The organism is Nocardiopsis sp. SBT366, from assembly GCF_001083815.1.
Lineage (GTDB): Bacteria > Actinomycetota > Actinomycetes > Streptosporangiales > Streptosporangiaceae > Nocardiopsis > Nocardiopsis prasina.
Genome location: NZ_LAVM01000041.1, coordinates 66,315 through 83,329, shown reverse-complemented (window position 1 = coordinate 83,329; position 17,015 = coordinate 66,315). Strand labels below are relative to the sequence as shown.

Sequence of the window (17,015 nt, the reverse complement as noted above, 5' to 3'; positions counted from 1 at the left end):
GGAGGGGACCGGGGGACCCTGCCGAGTCTAGGAGGCTGGCCCCGCTCCTTGGTGCTCTCCGGAAGGTGCAAAGGCTGTTGCCCCCGGGTCACCAAGCCCCGCAATCACCCCTGAAATGCGCGAATCCCGCCGGGGCCACCGGGGTGACCCACGACGGGACCGCCGAAACCGGGTGTGTCGCCCCGGGGTGTCAGCGCAGCCGGACCGGGAGGGTGTCGACCCCGGAGGAGATGATCGACGGGGCCGGGACCAGGTCGGCGTCGTCCACCGCCACGTGCAGGGCCGGGAAGCGCTCGAACAGGCGCGGCAGCACCTCGTTGACCTCCATGCGGGCCAGGCTCGCCCCCAGGCAGTAGTGGCGCCCGTGGGAGAAGGACAGGTGCGAGCTGTCCTCACGGGTGACGTCGAACTCCTCGGAGGTGGGCCCGTGGCGCGCGTCGTCGCGACCTGCGGAGCCGTAGCCGAGCAGGAGCGGCTCCCCCTTGGGGATCGGCACCCCCGCCAGCTCCATGTCCTCGGTCGTGTAGCGCATGGGCACGTACTGGCCGGGCGGGTCCCAGCGCAGCACCTCCTCCACGGCCTTGGACCACTCCACCTTGCCCGCCACGACCAGGTCGAGCTGGTCCCGGTGGTGGGTGAGCGCGCGAACCGCGTTGGAGACCAGGTTCATCGTCGTCTCGTAACCGGCGCTGATGAACAGCACCAGATTCCAGATGAGCTCGTCCTCGGTGAGCCGGTCCTCCTCGTCGCGGGCGGCGATGAGGGCGGTGGTCAGGTCGTCACCGGGCTCGGCGCGCTTGGCCTCCACCAGCCCGGTGAGCACGCCCCACAGCTCGAAGAAGGTGGCCATCGCCTCCTCTGGGGTGACGCTCTGGTCGAAGAAGACGCCGACGGACCGGTGCAGCCGGGGCCGGGTCTCCTCGTCCACCCCGAACAGTTCGCTGACCACCGTGAGGGGCAGCGGCTGGGAGACGATCGCCCGCAGGTCCACGACCCCGTCCGGGCTCTCCGCGGCCGCCCGTTCCAGGTCGTCCAGGAGCGACTCGACGATCGCGACGACCCCCTCGCGCAGCAGCTCGACCCGGCGCGGGGTGAACGCCTTGGAGACCAGGCGGCGCAGGCGGGTGTGGTCCTCACCGTCCTTGGCCAGCATGTTCTCGTTGATGATCCATGAGATCAGCGGCCAGTCCGCCGGGATCTCACCGTTGTTGAAGGCCGTCCAGTGCTTCTTGTCCTTCTGTACGCGCGGGTCGGCCAGGGCGGCACTGACCGCCTCGTGGGTCGTCACGACCCACGCGTCAACCTCACCAGGAAGTCGGACAGGGACGACAGGGGCGATCTTCCGGAGGTGGGTGCTCTGTGCGCGGAGGTTTCCGGGCGCGAGTCTGACGCGGTCCAAGGGGTTCCTTCCACCGGTGTGGGGGGCGGGGGGTTCTGCGGGGTGAACTGCACGGGAAGGGTGACGGGAATCCAGGACAGTGCGGACAGCTGCCAGCGCAGGTCCTCCGGCGGCACCTCCACCCTGAGCCCCGGCAGGCGGTTGAGGAGGGTGCGCAGCGCGACGATGGTGATCGTGGTGGCCTCCTCGCGCGCCGGGCAGCGGTGCGGCCCGGCGCCCCAGGCCACGTGGGCCCGGTTGCGGGTCTCCTCCATCCGCTCCGCGTTCTCGTCCATGTAGAAGCGGTTGGACGCGGCGAAGCCGAGCAGGATGGGGGAACCCGCCTCGATGACGCGGCCGCCGCCGAGCGGAACGTCCACGCGCGGGTAGATCACCGGGTAGTTGGTGATGGGCGGGTCGTGCCACAGCACCCGGTCGACGATGTCGGCGAGCATGGTCGGGGAGGGCGAGCGGTCGGCCGGGGTGTTCGGGTCGGCCAGCACCTCGCGGACTCCCGCGTTGATGAGGTTGGCCGTCGGCTCGTTGGCGGCGGCGACCACCAGCAGGAGCTGCATGATCACCTCCTCGTCGGTGAGCGCGGCGCGGTGCCGGATCAGCCGGGTGGTGACGTCGTCGCCGGGAGCGCGGTGCTTGGCGGTGACCACCTCCGACAGCGCCCGCTCGGCCTGGGCGTTGGACCGCTCCGCGTCGATGCCCAGCCACAGGTTGCGCATGGCCTCGACGAAGCGCACGCCCTGGTCGCGGTCGAACCCGAACAGTTCGTTGATGACCAGCAACGGCAGCATGCGGGCGTACTCGTTGAGGACGTCGGCCCGGCCTCGCTGACAGAACTGGTCGATGAGCCCGTGGGCGTAGCGTTCGGTGACCTGGACCCACCGCTCGGAGGCGATCGCGCCCAGGCTGTCGGTGATCGCCCTGCGGTACCTCTGGTGCTCGGTCCCGTCGACGAAGAGGGCGTTGGGGCGCGGCACCATCATGGGCAGGACCGCCGCGCCCGCGCTGACGCGGCCCTCGCGGAAGTCCTTCCAGAGACGGGCGTCGTGTCCGAACGTGGTGGTGTCCCGCGACCAGGAGATGAGGGTGGTGTAGTCCGTGACGAGCCACCCGTGCACACCGGGTTCGAGCTCCACCGGGACCACCGGGCCGTGTTCGGCGCGCATGCGCTCGTACACGGCGTAGGGGTCGGGTCGCGGTTCGTGGTGGTACAGCTTCGCGCGGGGACATCCAGATGACACGGGGGGACCTCTGCTGTGCGGGGGGCGGCTGCGGAGGGACGTCCTCTCTGGTGCTCGCGGCGCGCGGGCGCCGGGCCGGCGGGGGTGTGCCGACACGCGTGCGGGCCGCGCGGATCGACGCGAAGCCCCATGGGGCAAGGCTTCGCGCAACCCTAGCGGCCCGCTGGCGCCAGTTACGAGACCTGAGTCACATTGTCGCTACCTGGCGTCGATCTGACCGGTTCCGGTCAGGGGGCGGAACCGGCGCAACCTCTGGCTGTTGGTCACCACGAACACGCTCGACAGCGCCATCGCCGCACCGGCGAGCATTGGGTTGAGCAGGCCCATCGCGGCCAGGGGCAAAGCGGCGGTGTTGTAGGCGAAGGCCCAGAACAGGTTGCCCTTGATGGTGCCGAGCGTGCGCCGGGAGAGCCGGACCGCGTCCGCGGCCGCCCGGAGGTCGCCCCGGACCAGAGTCAGGTCACTGGCCTCGATGGCCACGTCGGTACCGGTGCCCATGGACAGCCCCAGGTCGGCCTGGGCGAGCGCGGCGGCGTCGTTGACCCCGTCGCCGACCATCGCCACCGTGCGGCCCTCGGCCTGGAGCCGGGTGACCACGTCCACCTTGTCCTTGGGCAGGACCTCGGCCACGACCTCGTCGATGCCCACCTCGGCGGCGACCGAGCGGGCCACCGCCTCGTTGTCGCCGGTCAGCAGGATCGGTGTGAGTCCGAGGTCGCGGAACTGGCGGACCGCCTCGGCACTGGTCGGCTTGACGGTGTCGGACACGACCAGCACACCGCGGGCCCGGCCGTCCCAGCCGACCGCGACGGCGGTGCGGCCCTCGGCCTCGGCCGCCCGCATGGCCCGGGTCAGGTCGTCGGGCAGGGGCTGGGACCACTCCGCGAGGAGCGCGGCCCGGCCCACGAGGACGGCGCGGCCGTCCACCACGCCCCGCACACCCAGGCCCTCGACGTTCGCGAAGTCCTCCGGGGCGGGCAGGTTCCCGACCCGCGCCACGGCCCCCGTGGCGATGGCGCGGGCGATGGGGTGCTCGGAGGCGTTCTCCAGGGCGCCCGCCAGACGCAGGACCTCTTCCTCGTCCTCCCCCTCCGCGACGGTGACCCCGGCCAGGGCCATCCGGCCGGTGGTGACGGTGCCGGTCTTGTCCAGCACGACGGTGTCCACGCGCCGGGTGCTCTCCAGCACCTCGGGGCCCTTGATCAGGATGCCGAGTTGGGCGCCGCGGCCGGTGCCCACCATGAGGGCCATCGGGGTGGCCAGGCCGAGCGCGCAGGGGCAGGCGATGATCAGCACGGCCACGGCGGCGGTGAAGGCCGCCCCGGCCGGGTCGCCGGTGCCGAGCCAGAAGCCCAGGGCGGCGACGGCGATCAGGATGGCGACCGGGACGAACACGCCGGACACCCGGTCGGCGAGCCGCTGCACGGCCGCCTTGCCGTTCTGCGCGTCCTCGACCAGGCGCGCCATCTGCGCGAGCTGGGTGTCGGAGCCGACCCGGGAGGCCCGCACGACCAGGCGGCCGCCCGCGTTGACGGTGGCGCCGACCACGGCGGAGCCGGGCGCGACCTCGACCGGGACGGACTCACCGGTGAGCATGCTCATGTCGACGGCCGAGGTGCCCTCCTCGACGGTGCCGTCCGTGGCGATCTTCTCGCCGGGGCGGACCACGAAGCGGTCACCGACCTCCAGCCGGTCCACGGCGACCAGTTCCTCGCGCGCTGCGGGGCCCTCGCCGCGCAGCACGGCGACCTCCTTGGCGCCCATCTCCAGCAGCGCGCGCAGGGCGGCGCCCGCGCGGCGCTTGGACCGCGCCTCGAAGAACTTGCCGAGGAGGATGAAGGAGGTGACGCCCGCCGCGACCTCCAGGTAGATGTTGGCCGACCCGTCGGTGCGGGCGATGGTGAACTCGAAGGGGTGGGTCATGCCCGGGGTCCCGGCGGTGCCCAGGAACAGGGCGTACAGGGACCACAGGAAGGCCGAGGTGACGCCCAGGGACACCAGGGTGTCCATGGTGGCGGTGCCCAGCCGGAGGTTCTTCCACGCGGCGACGTGGAAGGGCAGCGCGCCCCAGACCACGACCGGCGCGGCCAGGGCGAGGGAGGCCCACTGCCAGTAGGTGAACTGGAGCGCCGGGACCATCGCCATCGCGATGACGGGGACGGACAGGACGATGGAGACCAGGGCGCGGTTCCACAGGGCCCGGGTGGGGTCGGCCGGATCGGACGCCTCGGCATCGGTGTCGGGGTCGGCCCGGGGCACGGTGGCGGTGTAGCCCGCCTTCTCGACCTGGGTGACCAGGTCCTCGACGGGGATCCCCTCGCCCTCGAAACTGACCCGGGCCTTCTCCGTCGCGAAGTTGACGGTGGCGGTGACGCCCTCCAACTTGTTGAGGCGCTTCTCCACCCGGTTGGCACAGGCCGCGCAGGTCATTCCGCCGATCGCCAGTTCCACCGGCCCCACCGCGGCGGACGCCGTCCTGCTGCTACTCATGTGCCGCTCCAGGTGGCTGGTGGTCGACACCGTCGTCGACGTGGTCCCTCTCGGTGGTGCCGTGGTCCTGTTCGGCGGGAGCCGGGGACTCCACGCTCGGGGTGTGCCCCCCGGGCTGGTCCGGCAGGACGGGGCCGACCCGGGTGCCGACCCCGAACGCCGCGACGAACACGACCACGAGACCCACCGCGTACAACGCGAGCTTCGTGGTCACACCCATGTCAGCTCGCCACCTCGTATCCGGCCTCGTCGATCGCGGCGCGCACGGCGGCGTCGTCGATCTGGCTCTCACCGGTGACGGTCACCTTCCCGCCCTCCAGGTCGACCTTGACGTCAGTGACACCGGAGACCCCGCTGACCTCCTCGGTGACCGAGTTGACGCAGTGTCCGCAGCTCATGCCCTCGACGGTGTAGACGGCGGTGCTGGCCATTCCTGCCTCCTGGTGGGTTCTGCCGCGCTGGCGCACGGGTTCGCGTTCCGACGAGGCCCAATATACCCCCCTGGGGTATGTCACTGTCAAACCCCGGCGGCGCCTCGACCCGGAACGCGCACTCCACGTTACCCCAGGGGGGTACCAGGTGACGAGGGAACCCCCGCCTGAACGGGGCGGACACACAGGACGGGGCCCCCGCGGCGCGCGCGGGGACCCCTTGGATCATCGGACACCCCGGGGCACACCTCGACCGCGGCACACCCGTGACGACCTGGAAGGAACCGGTTCCGGATACCCTCCCCCCGTTTGTCGCCAGTCTCAAGGACCGAGAAGGGAAGAGTCGGGTGGGGAACGGAGCACTGGGGACGTGGAGGCTGGGGACGGGGGGCGGGGGACGGGGGACGGGGGACGGGGAAGTGTGGGCGCTACTCGGCCTTGAGCTCCAGCCGGGCCACCACCCGCTCACTCAGGTGGTGCCCCTCCAGCGTGAACCCGGCCCTGCGGAACATCTCGACCGTGCCCGTGTAGACCTCGGCGCTGGGTGCGCGCCCTCCCGCGGTGTCCACGGGATAGGCCTCCAGGACCCGGCCGCCGCCCGCACGCGCGTACTCGATGGCACCGTCCAGCAACCGGCTGCCCAGCCCGCGTTTGCGTCTGCGCGGCGGCAGCCAGAAGCACACCAGGGACCACACCCCGGGTTCGTCGGGATCGGACGGGCGCAGCGTCCGCGAGCGGGACAGGCGGATGAAGTCCCCCCGCGGCGCCACGGAGACCCAGCCGCAGGGGCCGTCTCCGTCATAGGCGATCAGCCCCGGCACACGACCGTCCAGGGTCAGTCGACGCAACTCCTCCTTGTTGTCCAGACCGCGTGTGGACCGGTCGCAGGAGACGCTCGCCGTGTGGTCCTTGGCGCGTCTTCGGAAGAACGTGCACCAGCAGTGCCCGTACGCTCCGGTCGGTCCGAACAGGTTCTCCAGGTCATCCCACCGCTCGGCGGTGGCGGGCTCGATTGAGACGATGGACATCGGACTCCCTCGCGAGGCACAACTCTGACCGCCACAACTGTGATCCAGCACACTAGCGATGATCCGCGGTGACCGAAAGAACACGGATGCCTGAAAGCTCCTACCGTTAGATATTTGTGTGCTTTCAGAAGTGAACCAAGCGCCGACTCAACCGTCCCCTGCCCCCGGAAGAGCACGCGGGGCGCGCCCGAATCCGCTCGGACGCGCCCCCGTTCAGCCCTCGGTCAGGAGGAGAGCTTCTCCTTCTCGTGGGCCTCGACCTCCTCGTGCGGCTCCCAGCACTCCACACCGCGCACGTCCGGCATCCGGTCCCTGGTGAAGACCGGGTCCAGTCCCTGCTTGCGCTGGTCCGTGTAGTCCTTGAGCAGACGGCAGGCGATCACCGTCAACGGGGTGATGGCGATCAGGTTGACCAGCGCCATCATTCCCATCGTGGTGTCGGCCAGGGTCCAGATCAGGTCGATCGACCCCAACGACCCCAGGAAGGTGGCGGCGAGGAAGACCACCTTGTAGCCGAACAGCACGTTCGCGTTGGAGGTCAGGTACTCGACGTTGGACTCGCCGTAGTAGTAGTTGCCGAGCACCGACGTGAACGCCACCAGGAAGATGATGAGCGTCATCAGGTGCAGTGCCCACGGGCCCAGCATGGACATCAGGGCCAGCTGGGTGAGGTCGCCCTCCATCGTGCCGTCGAGCGTCCCCTGGTAGCCGAGCAGGACGATGAAGGCGGTCACCGAGCAGACCACCAGGGTGTCCAGGTAGACCCCGAGGGTCTGCACGAGGCCCTGCTTGACCGGGTGCGTGACCGAGGCGCTGGCCGCCGCGTTCGGCGCGGAGCCGAGGCCCGCCTCGTTGGAGAACATGCCCCGTCGCACGCCCTGGATGATCACCACGCCCAGAGCGGCGGCGGCGAACTCGCCCAGACCGAACGCGTTCTGGATGATCGAGGCGAACATGCCGGGCACGAGCTGCCAGTTCAGCGCCATGACGATCAGGCCGATGACGACGTAGAGCCCGGCGAAGAACGGGATCAGCGCCTGCGCGGTGTTGGCGATCCGGCGGACGCCGCCGAAGATCACCAGAGCGGTGAGGACCACCAGCAGGGCGCCGATGATCGCCGAGAACATCAGGTTGGTCTCGGCACCGAGCTCACCGGCGGAGTTGGCGATCGTGTTGGTGATGGTGTTGCTCTGCACCGCGTTGAACACCATCGGGAAGGTGATGATGAGGATGATCGCGAAGACCACGGCCAACCAGCGCTGGCCCAGCCCGCGCTCGATGTAGTACGCGGGCCCGCCCCGGTACCCGGCCGAGTGACGGACCTTGTACAGCTGCGCGAGCGTGGACTCCACGAAGCTCGCGGCGCACACGACCAGGGCCATCACCCACATCCAGAAGACCGCTCCGGGGCCTCCCAGGGAGATGGCGATGGAGACGCCGATGATGTTGCCGGTGCCGATCCGCGCGGCGGCCGAGATGAAGAAGGCCTGGAGCGAGGAGACCGCCTTCTTGCCGTCGGGCGCGACCTCGGGCTTGCTCTTGAGCACCCGGAACATCTCAGGGAACAGCCGGAACTGCACGAGCCCGCTCCGGAAGGTGATGTAGACACTCACCACGACCAGGAGGGGGATCAGGACCCACGACCAGAAGAAGTCGTCGTTGAAGGTGCCGATCGCGTCCGTGACGCGGGCATCGAGGGTGGGTACTGCGTCTGCCAGTATCACGGGGGTGGGGCTCCTTCACTCCAAACAAGGACAACCGCCGACCCATGCCCCGGAACGGGCACGAAACACCATCCGAGCCGCACCGTTCTCGGATGGTGATACTTCCGTTACTCGGTTATTCGGGCGGTTTCACCCCTCGTGCACGAGGTCCGCGTAGTCCGGGTTCCGCTTGAGGAAGGCCTGGGCGAACGGGCAGATGGGGACGATCCTCAGCCCGCGCTCCCGGATCTGGTCCAGGGAGCGGCGCATGAGCTCGCTGGCCACTCCCCTGCCCTCGAAGGCGGGCTCCACCTCCACGTGCGGAAGCGCCAGGACGCCCTCGGAGATGAGGTGGTAGGCGGAGAAGCCGACCACCCTGCCGTCCGCGCTCACCTCGTAGCGGGATCGTTCCGGCACGTCGACGACGGACAACTCCATGGCCACTTCCCCTGCCTCGTGCGTGTCACACGCGCGTGGTGCGCGTGGTGGGCCCCACAGGATGTCATGTTCCCGGACGAACCCCCCACGCACACCCTCAGGACGGGTTCAGTGCCCCCCGAGGTAGTGGTCGGTGACCCCGCCGGGGCAGGCGAGGGCGTCGATGTCCCAGCCCAGCCGCCCGGCTCCGGCCCGGTACGCGCTCTCCAGGAACCCGAGGACCGCCGCCCTGGGGTCGGCCTGCTTGCGGGCGTCGGAGTAGCGCAGCAGCGCGAGGTGCCCCTGCCCGCTGGACGCCCACTCCGCCTGGGCGGGGCTGAGCGGCTGCTCGGTGAGCCCCTCCGGTTCGGGCGCCGCGTAGGCGTAGAAGCAGGGTTCGGGGACGTTGTCGTCGCCGAACCAGAACCCGAAGCTGACCACCTCTCGCGAGTAGGCCTCGCGCACCAGGCCGCCCACCCGCTCCGGCTGCTGGATCGGGAGCGGTGAGAAACGGGTGACCGCGATGTCGAACGTGTGCCAGAAGTGGTGCACCGGGCTGGTCTTGCCGGAGAAGGAGGCCGCGAACTCCTCCAGGACCAGGTTCACCTGGCTCAGGACGCGCCAGTACCGGTTGGCGTGCTCGGGCACGTACGTGGCGTGGTCGTGGTCGTCCGCGAAGGGGCGACCGGAGTCCGGGAGGTCGAAGGGCGTGGCCGACGGGATGCTGCCGTCCACCCCCAGGCTGTCCAGGGCCGACTGGAACTGGAGGTAGAAGGACGCCACGCTGTGCCCCTGGAGCGGGAAGGCGGCCGTGTGCCCGTCCAGATTCGAGGCGACCAACTCGTGGCGCACGAAGTCGAAGTCCACAGTGAAGACGGGGTTGCCGTCCACCTGCCCCATCGGACGGGACGTGATACCGCTTCCGGTCAGGTGGAAAGGCACGTTCCACCAGTGGTTGCGGCGGGGGCTGTGGGCCAGCCGGACCTTGCCGACGATCTGCTCGAAGCGGTGCAGGGTCTGCTTGGTGTCGTACCACTCGTCAAGCGGGAACGCGGGGAACAGCTCCATGGTGACGGTCTCCTGGTCGGTTCACGTGGGTGGCGCGGCGCGGTGGCCCGGCTCGGTGGCCCGGCTCCGGTGGCCGCCGCGTGGAACGGTCGGTTCACCAGCCCCGGCGGGCGGTCCGCACCGCCTGGCCGGAGGCGGGCGAGTGCCGGTCGCGCGTGCGGTAGACGACGTAGGGACGGAACAGGTAGCCCACGGGCGCGCTGAAGGCGTGCACGAGTCGGGTGAACGGCAACAGCGCGAACAGGGCCAGACCCATCAGCGCGTGCAGTTTGTAGGGCGCCTCGGCCGCCGACATCGCCGCGATGTCCGGGCGCAGGAACCAGATCGACCGGAACCACGGCGACACCGTCTCCCGGTAGTCGCCGGTGTGCCCGCCCGCGAGCGCGACCCCGGCGAAGTAGACGGTCATCCCCAGGCCGGTCACGATCGCCAGGACCAGGACCACGTACATGAGCTTGTCGTTGCGGGTGGTGGCGCTGAACACCGGACCGGTGGTGCGCCTGCGCCAGATGAGCAGAGTGATCCCGGCGAGCGTGCACACACCCGCCACGATCCCCATCGCCAGGGCGACCACGTGGTACGCGGTGTCGGAGACCCCCAGCGCCCTGGTCCACGTGTCCGGGACCAGCAGGCCCACCACGTGGCCGACGATCACCACCAGCAGTCCGAAGTGGAAGAGCGGACTGCCGATCCGCAGCAGTCGGGACTCGTACAGCTCCGAGGAGCGGGTGGTCCAGCCGAACCGGTCGTAGCGGTAGCGCCACACGAGCCCGCCCACCACGAGCACCAGCACCACGTAGGGCAGCACGCCCCACAGGATCAGGTCCACGGGCCCGGGAGCCCCACGGTTCACTGCGGTTTCCTGGTGACGTCGGTCAGGGGCAGCGGGACCCGGGGCCGCGCGCCATAGGGCTCCATGCCCACGTCCTCGGCGGGCGGCCCCTCCTGGGCCAGACGGCGCACCCGCTCCTCGTCCGCGCGCCGGGGCGGCGGCAGCGTGTACCGGACCGCGTCGACCACCCGCGCGTAGGGCGTGCCGTGCTCCTCCAGGGACCGGGAGAGCAGGTCGAGGCCCGAGCGGAAGTCCACGAGCAGTTCCTGCCCGGCGTCGGCGTCGCCCCGGGCGGCGAACTCCAGCATGACCGCCAGGTGGTCCGGCAGCTCGCGGGCCTCGACCCGCCACCCCGCCTCCGTGTAGACCCGCTTGATCTCGGCCAGCGCGTGGCCGCGGCGCCGGGTGTCGCCGTCCGTGTAGTAGGTCATGTGGAGCGCGCGACGGCGCTTCAGGTCGAACACGTCCACGTAGTGCTCGGCCAGTTCCAGCTCGGGCGTGCTGGAGGCGTGTTCGCAGAACTCCAGCAGGAGGGTGCGGGACTGGCTCTTCGGCAGCTCCGCGGCGGCGCGCGCGGCCAGCGGGAGCCGCTCGAAGAAGAGGGCGTCCGGGTAGCCGAGCAGGACCGAGGCCGCCTGGTGGGTCACCGCGCGGGAGTGCGCCCTGCGCGCGGCCCGGCCGGCGCCGAGCCAGCCCGTCCGCCCGGGTCCGTCCGGGTCGCGGCCGTCCTGGCTCGGGATCACCGGGCGGGTACCGAGCGCGTTCACGCTCCGGCCGTCGCCGGACACGTCCTCCGTGCCGTTGGTGTTGGTGTTGGTACTCATGGTCGACCCCCTTCGAGCGGCCCGGGGTCCGCGCCCCGCCCACCGCCGTCGTCGGTACCGCCACCCCGTCGGGGTGGGAAGAGTCCACTCGGACGACCGTTGCCGTCCCAGTTCAGCAGGTTGACGCGACCGTCGGTGGCGTCCCGCTCCCCGGCGCCGCCCTCACTGGTCTGGCGGTCGCGCAGGGCGTGGAAGGTCTCCACGGTGGCCGCGTCCGGGCGCCCCGAGGCCTCACCGAAGGGGACGTCACCCATCCCGCCCATGCCGGGACCACCGTCGAAGTCGAGACTGCACCCGATCTCCTCGATGACCCCCTTGTCGGCCTCGTCCACTCCGAAGGCCGTGGGCACCACGTAGCGCTCGTCGTACTTGGCCAGGGCCAGCAGCCGGTACATGTCCTCGATCTCCACGCCGGTCATCCCGACCGCCTCGGCTATGGACTCGTCGCGCTCCTGGCCGAGGTTGATCCGGCGCATGTACGACCGCATGGCCGCCAGCCGCCGCAGCACGAGGTCCACGGGCGCGGTGTCCCCCGCGGTGAACAGTTCGGCCAGGTACTCGATCGGGATGCGCAGGGCGTCGATGGCCCCGAAGAGGTGGCCCGCCTCCTCACCGTCGTGCCCCGTCCGGGTGAGCGCGTCCACCACCGGCGACAGCGGCGGGACGTACCAGACCATCGGCATCGTGCGGAACTCCGGATGCAGCGGCAGAGCCACCCGGAAGCGCTTGGCCAGGGCGAGGATCGGGGACCGCTCGGCGGACCGCACCCAGCGGTCGGGGATGCCGTCGCGGCGGGCGGCCGCGCGCACCTCCGGGTCGGAGGGGTCGAGGAACACGTCCAGCTGCGCCTCGTACAGGTCCCGTTCGTCCTCGACGGCGGCGGCCTCACCCACGCGGTCGGCGTCGTAGAGCACCACCCCCAGGTACCGCAGGCGCCCCACGCACGTCTCGGAGCAGATGGTGGGCATGCCCACCTCCACGCGCGGGTAGCAGAAGGTGCACTTCTCGGCCTTGCCCGTCCGGTGGTTGAAGTAGATCTTCTTGTACGGGCAGGCGGTGACGCACATGCGCCAGCCCCGGCAGCGGTCCTGGTCCACCAGCACGATGCCGTCCTCGACCCGCTTGTACAGCGCCCCGCTCGGGCAGGCGGCCACGCAGGTGGGGTTGAGGCAGTGCTCGCAGATGCGCGGCAGGTAGAACATGAAGGTCTCCTCGAAGGAGAGCTTCACCCGGTCCCCGAGCCTGCGCACGATCGGGTCCTGGGAGGCGAGTTCGGGTCCGCCGCCCAGGTCGTCGTCCCAGTTCGCGCTCCAGCTCACCTGCATGGGCTTGCCCGTGAGCGCCGAGCGCGGGCTCGCCACGGGGAAGTCGTCGCCCAGGGGCGCGTTGGTCAGGGTCTCGTAGTCGTAGGTCCAGGGTTCGTAGTAGTCCTGGATGGAGGGCATCACCGGGTTGGCGAAGATGGTCGCGAGGCGCCTGATCCGGCCGCCCGCGCGCGGCACGAGCCGGCCGTCGGGGCGCCGGACCCAGCCGCCCTTCCACCGGTCCTGGTCCTGGTAGGTGCGCGGGTACCCCTGGCCGGGGCGGGTCTCGACGTTGTTGAACCACGCGTACTCGACACCGCTCCGGTTGGTCCACGCCTGTTTGCAGGTGACCGAGCAGGTGTGGCAGCCGATGCACTTGTCCAGGTTCATCACCATGGCGACCTGCGCCATGACCCGGCCGATCGGCCGCCTGGACCCCTGGTCCGCGCGGCCCGCCCGCGTCGGGCTCCGCTCCGCCATCAGTAACGCACCTCCGTCGTCCGCTTGCGCACGACGGTGACCTCGTCGCGCTGGTTGCCCGTTGGGCCGAGGTAGTTGAAGGCGTACGTGAGCTGGGCGTAGCCGCCGATGAGGTGCGTCGGCTTGACCAGCAGGCGGGTGAGCGAGTTGTGGATGCCGCCGCGTCGGCCGGTGGTCTCCGTCTTCGGCACGTCGATGGTGCGCTCCTGGGCGTGGTGCATGTACACCGTCCCGGTCGGCATGCGGTGCGAGACCACCAGGCGCGCGGCGACGACCCCGTTGCGGTTGACCGCCTCGACCCAGTCGTTGTCGGCCGCCTCGATGGCCTCGGCGTCGGCCACGCTCATCCAGATCGTGGGGCCGCCCCGGGACAGGGTCTGCATGAGCAGGTTGTCCTGGTACTCCGAGTGGATGGACCACTTGGAGTGCGGGGTCAGGTAGCGCACGACCACCTCGCGCTGACCGGTCGGACCGATCCGGGGCTCCCCGAACAGGCGACCCATGTCCAGCGGGGGCCGGTAGACCGGCAGGGCCTCACCGAACTCGTGCATCCAGTCGTGGTCCAGGTAGAAGTGCTGGCGGCCGGTGAGCGTGTGCCAGGGCTTGTCATGCTCGACGTTGATGGTGAAGGGCGAGTAGCGGCGGTCGGCGGACTCCTTGCCGGACCACTCCGGGCTGGTGCCCACCGGGGTGGGTCCGCGCCGGGCGTCGTCGAAGACCACCCGGCGCTCCTCGGCGTGGTGGATCAGCTCGTCCATGTCGGTGCCGGTACGCGCGGCCAGGCGCTCGAACCCCTGCGCGGCCAAGCGACCGTTGCTGGTGCCGGACAGGGCGAGGATCATCTCGCAGGCCCTGACGTCGGTGTCCAGGGAGGGACGGCCGTCCGCGACACCGCCGCGCACGACCCCGTTGTTCTGGCGCAGCCACTCGATCTCCTCGTCGGGGGTGAAGGAGACTCCCTTGACCGGCAGCCCCTTCCCCTCGGCCAGCGGGCCGAGTGCGGCGAGCTTCTGGGCGATCGCCGAGTAGTTGCGGCGGACCGGGACGATGGCCGGCATGGTTCTCCCGGGGACCGGCCGCTCCCCCTCGGCCTTCCAGTCCCTCGGCACACCGTGCGGCTGGGCCAGCTCGCCCTCGGTGTCGTGCTGGTGGGGCACGGCAACCAGGTCGGTGACCTCGCCGAGGTGGTCGGCGGCCAGTTCGCTGAACACCCTCGCCAGCGCGTGGAAGGTGTCGAAGTCGGTGCGGGTCTCCCAGGGCGGGTCGATCGCGGGATTGAAGGCGTGCACGTAGGGGTGCATGTCCGTGGTGGAGAGGTCGTGCTTCTCGTACCAGGTGGCGGCGGGCAGCACGATGTCGGACAGCAGCGTGGAGCTGGTCATCCGGAAGTCCAGGGTGAGCAGCAGGTCGAGCTTGCCCTCCGGGATCTCCTCCCGCCAGGTCACGTCCTCGGGCCGGTCGTCCGGCCCGGCGGGCTCCGACTGGAGGTTGGAGTGCGTGCCCAGCAGGTGCTTCAGGAAGTACTCGTTGCCCTTGGCGGAGGAACCGAACAGGTTCGACCGCCACAGCGTGAGGGTCCGGGGCCAGTTCTTCGGGTCGTCGGGGTCCTCGGCCGCGAACCGGAGCGTGCCGTCCTGGAGCTGGTCGGCGATGTACTCGGCGGGGTCCCGGTTGCGCTCGGCGGCCTCCTTGCCGAGCTCGATCGGGTTGCGGTTGAAGGTCGGGTAGGACGGCATCCAGCCCATGCGCGCGGAGGCCGCGACGAGGTCCGCGGTGTGCTGCCCCCGCACCCGGCCGGGGCCCAGCGGCGACATGAGGGCGTCGGCCCGGTAGGTGTCGTAGCGCCACTGGTCGGTGTGGGCGTACCAGTAGGCGGTTCCGGCCATGAAGCGCGGCGGGCGCGACCAGTCCATGCCCGAGGCGTAGGCGGCCCAGCCCGTGGCCGTGCGGCACTTCTCCTGCCCCACGTAGTGCGCCCAGCCGCCGCCGTTGACCCCCTGGCAGCCGGTGAGGAGCAGCAGCGAGAGGAAGGCGCGGTAGGCGTTCTCGCCGTGGAACCACTGGTTGGTCCCGGCGCCCAGGACGATCATCGCCCGGCCGCCGCTGGCCTCGGCGGTGTCGGCGAACTCGCGCGCGATCCGCACCGCGCGGTCGGCGGGTACGGAGGTCAGGGCCTCCTGCCAGGCCGGGGTGCAGGCGGCGCCCGGGTCGTCGTACCCGGAGGGCCAGACCCCGGGCAGGCCGGGTCGGGACACCCCGTACTGGGCCAGGACCAGGTCGAACACGGTGGTGACCAGGCGGTCGCCGACCCTGCGGACCGGGACGCCCCGGGTGTCGACCTCGGCCGTGCCGTCGGGGGTGTCGAAGCGCGGCAGGGCGACCTCCGCCGCCTCGGCGCCCTGGCCGTAGAAGGTGAGTTCGGGAACGCGACCCTCCAGGTCCAGGTTCCACTTCCCGAGGCCGTCCTCGCCCCAGCGGTGGCCGACCGTGCCGTTGGGGGCGACCGGCGCGTCCTCCCCCTCCGGCCAGAACACGGGCTTCCACTCGGGGTTGGCCCCGTCCGTGTTACCGGGCAGGTCCGAGGCGGTGAGGAACTTGCCGGGCACGAACCGGCCGTCCCTCCTGTCCAGGGTCACGAGGAAGGGCAGGTCCGTGTAGGCGCGCGCGTACTCGGTGAAGCGCGGGGTGGGCCGCTCGACGAAGCGCTCCCTGAGGATCACGTGCCCCATGGCCATCGCCAGGGCCCCGTCCGTGCCCGGGTGCGGGGCCAGCCACTCGTCGGCGAACTTGGCGGCGTCGTTGAAGTCCGGGGCGACCACCACGACCTTCTGGCCCCGGTAGCGGGCCTCGGCCATCCAGTGGGCGTCCGGGGTGCGGGTCACCGGGACGTTGGACCCCCACAGCACGAGGTAGGCGGCGTCCCACCAGTCACCGGACTCGGGGACGTCGGTCTGGTCGCCGAACACCTGCGGGGAGGCCACGGGCAGGTCCGCGTACCAGTCGTAGAACGACAGCATCGAGCCGCCGAGCAGGTTGACGAACCGGGCGCCCACGCCGTGGGAGACCATCGACATCGCGGGGATGGGCGAGAATCCGGCGATCCGGTCGGGGCCGTACTTGCGGATCGTCAGGACGTGCGCGGCGGCGGCGATCTCCAGGGCCTCGTCCCAGGTGGTGCGCACCAGCCCGCCCTTGCCCCGCGCGCGCTGGTAGCGGCGGCGCCGCTCCGGGTCGGTGGTGATCTCCTCCCACGCCAGGACCGGGTCGCCCAGCCGCTCGCGCGCCTCCCGGTACATCTCCACGAGCACGGCGCGCGCGTAGGGGTAGCGCACCCGGGTCGGCGAATACGTGTACCAGGAAAAGGCCGCACCGCGCGGACAACCCCGGGGTTCGTACTCGGGCCGATCCGGTCCGACTGACGGGTAATCCGTGGCCTGAGTTTCCCAGGTGATGATTCCGTCTTTGACATAAACATCCCAGGAACAGGATCCCGTGCAGTTCACGCCGTGCGTCGAACGCACCACCCGGTCGTGGCTCCACCGGTCCCGGTAGAACGCATCTCCCTCGCGTCCACCGTGCCTGACCTGGGCACGGTCTCCGTCCAGAGGCTCCGAACGAGTCAGGTAGTTTCCCAACCGGAGAAGGCCGTCGCCCGCTCCCCCGCGTTTACTCCGTGCCGCCATAAGGAAAACACCTCGTTTGCCCGCCCGTTGCCCGAAGCGCAGGAAAAAGAGCCCAGGCCCAACCACATTCCGTTAATGAATATGCCTGCTCCGGCACGGATGTCACGTTTCCCACACCGCA

General features: G+C 70.7%; 13 protein-coding genes. All 13 read right to left on the bottom strand.

Features of this window, described 5'->3' with window-relative positions:
• Window positions 1–190: 190 nt before the first annotated feature.
• The 13 genes from ADX84_RS14535 to ADX84_RS14475 all read right to left on the bottom strand — a co-directional run bounded on the left by ADX84_RS14535 (window position 191) and on the right by ADX84_RS14475 (window position 16,894).
• Entirely contained in the window at window positions 191–1,288 is a 1,098-nt protein-coding gene (locus ADX84_RS14535; RefSeq protein ID WP_049573810.1) for a cytochrome P450, read from the bottom strand.
• Window positions 1,285–2,571, bottom strand: a complete 1,287-nt coding sequence (locus ADX84_RS14530) for a cytochrome P450 (RefSeq protein WP_049573806.1) — start codon at window positions 2,569–2,571, stop codon at window positions 1,285–1,287. Before ADX84_RS14530 ends, ADX84_RS14535 begins: the two co-directional genes overlap by 4 nt.
• Window positions 2,572–2,832: 261 nt before the next feature.
• A complete protein-coding gene (locus ADX84_RS14525; RefSeq protein WP_049573802.1) occupies window positions 2,833–5,124 on the bottom strand; it encodes a cation-translocating P-type ATPase in 2,292 nt (763 codons plus the stop codon).
• Window positions 5,117–5,344 (bottom strand): hypothetical protein, encoded by a 228-nt coding sequence (locus tag ADX84_RS14520; protein WP_049573798.1) that lies wholly within the window; start codon window positions 5,342–5,344, stop codon window positions 5,117–5,119. The genes ADX84_RS14525 and ADX84_RS14520 overlap by 8 nt, the downstream gene beginning before the upstream one ends.
• 1 nt (window position 5,345) lies before the next feature.
• Window positions 5,346–5,555, bottom strand: coding sequence for a heavy-metal-associated domain-containing protein (locus ADX84_RS14515; protein ID WP_049573796.1), 210 nt, complete (start codon window positions 5,553–5,555; stop codon window positions 5,346–5,348).
• Between the two features lie 428 nt (window positions 5,556–5,983).
• The gene (locus tag ADX84_RS14510) at window positions 5,984–6,583 is read right to left on the bottom strand and encodes a GNAT family N-acetyltransferase (protein ID WP_049573791.1); all 600 of its coding nucleotides are present in this window, start codon (window positions 6,581–6,583) and stop codon (window positions 5,984–5,986) included.
• A 224-nt stretch (window positions 6,584–6,807) separates the two neighbouring features.
• Window positions 6,808–8,307 carry a sodium:alanine symporter family protein gene (locus ADX84_RS14505; RefSeq protein WP_049573788.1) on the bottom strand — a complete coding sequence of 500 codons (1,500 nt, stop codon included), beginning with the start codon at window positions 8,305–8,307 and terminating at the stop codon, window positions 6,808–6,810.
• A gap of 129 nt (window positions 8,308–8,436) precedes the next feature.
• Window positions 8,437–8,724 (bottom strand): GNAT family N-acetyltransferase, encoded by a 288-nt coding sequence (locus tag ADX84_RS14500; protein WP_049573785.1) that lies wholly within the window; start codon window positions 8,722–8,724, stop codon window positions 8,437–8,439.
• 108 nt (window positions 8,725–8,832) lie between these two features.
• Window positions 8,833–9,771, bottom strand: coding sequence for a DUF5996 family protein (locus ADX84_RS14495; protein ID WP_049573782.1), 939 nt, complete (start codon window positions 9,769–9,771; stop codon window positions 8,833–8,835).
• 94 nt (window positions 9,772–9,865) lie between these two features.
• On the bottom strand, window positions 9,866–10,624 hold the full coding sequence (narI, locus tag ADX84_RS14490; protein ID WP_049573779.1) for a respiratory nitrate reductase subunit gamma: 759 nt from the start codon (window positions 10,622–10,624) through the stop codon (window positions 9,866–9,868).
• On the bottom strand, window positions 10,621–11,427 hold the full coding sequence (gene narJ / locus ADX84_RS14485) for a nitrate reductase molybdenum cofactor assembly chaperone (RefSeq protein WP_234003967.1): 807 nt from the start codon (window positions 11,425–11,427) through the stop codon (window positions 10,621–10,623). Before narJ ends, narI begins: the two co-directional genes overlap by 4 nt.
• Entirely contained in the window at window positions 11,424–13,211 is a 1,788-nt protein-coding gene (gene narH / locus ADX84_RS14480; protein ID WP_049573775.1) for a nitrate reductase subunit beta, read from the bottom strand. The genes narJ and narH overlap by 4 nt, the downstream gene beginning before the upstream one ends.
• Window positions 13,211–16,894: a nitrate reductase subunit alpha gene (locus tag ADX84_RS14475; protein WP_049573771.1), complete on the bottom strand. Its 3,684-nt coding sequence runs from the start codon at window positions 16,892–16,894 to the stop codon at window positions 13,211–13,213. Before ADX84_RS14475 ends, narH begins: the two co-directional genes overlap by 1 nt.
• Window positions 16,895–17,015 lie beyond the last annotated feature (121 nt).

Coding starts and splice junctions, on each gene's coding strand:
- ADX84_RS14495 (WP_049573782.1), bottom strand. CDS start 9,771: ATGGAGCTGTTCCCCGCGTTCCCGCTTGACGAGTGGTACGACACCAAG.
- ADX84_RS14510 (WP_049573791.1), bottom strand. CDS start 6,583: ATGTCCATCGTCTCAATCGAGCCCGCCACCGCCGAGCGGTGGGATGAC.
- ADX84_RS14500 (WP_049573785.1), bottom strand. CDS start 8,724: ATGGAGTTGTCCGTCGTCGACGTGCCGGAACGATCCCGCTACGAGGTG.
- ADX84_RS14525 (WP_049573802.1), bottom strand. CDS start 5,124: ATGAGTAGCAGCAGGACGGCGTCCGCCGCGGTGGGGCCGGTGGAACTG.
- narJ (WP_234003967.1), bottom strand. CDS start 11,427: ATGAGTACCAACACCAACACCAACGGCACGGAGGACGTGTCCGGCGAC.
- ADX84_RS14520 (WP_049573798.1), bottom strand. CDS start 5,344: ATGGGTGTGACCACGAAGCTCGCGTTGTACGCGGTGGGTCTCGTGGTC.
- ADX84_RS14475 (WP_049573771.1), bottom strand. CDS start 16,894: ATGGCGGCACGGAGTAAACGCGGGGGAGCGGGCGACGGCCTTCTCCGG.
- narH (WP_049573775.1), bottom strand. CDS start 13,211: ATGGCGGAGCGGAGCCCGACGCGGGCGGGCCGCGCGGACCAGGGGTCC.
- ADX84_RS14515 (WP_049573796.1), bottom strand. CDS start 5,555: ATGGCCAGCACCGCCGTCTACACCGTCGAGGGCATGAGCTGCGGACAC.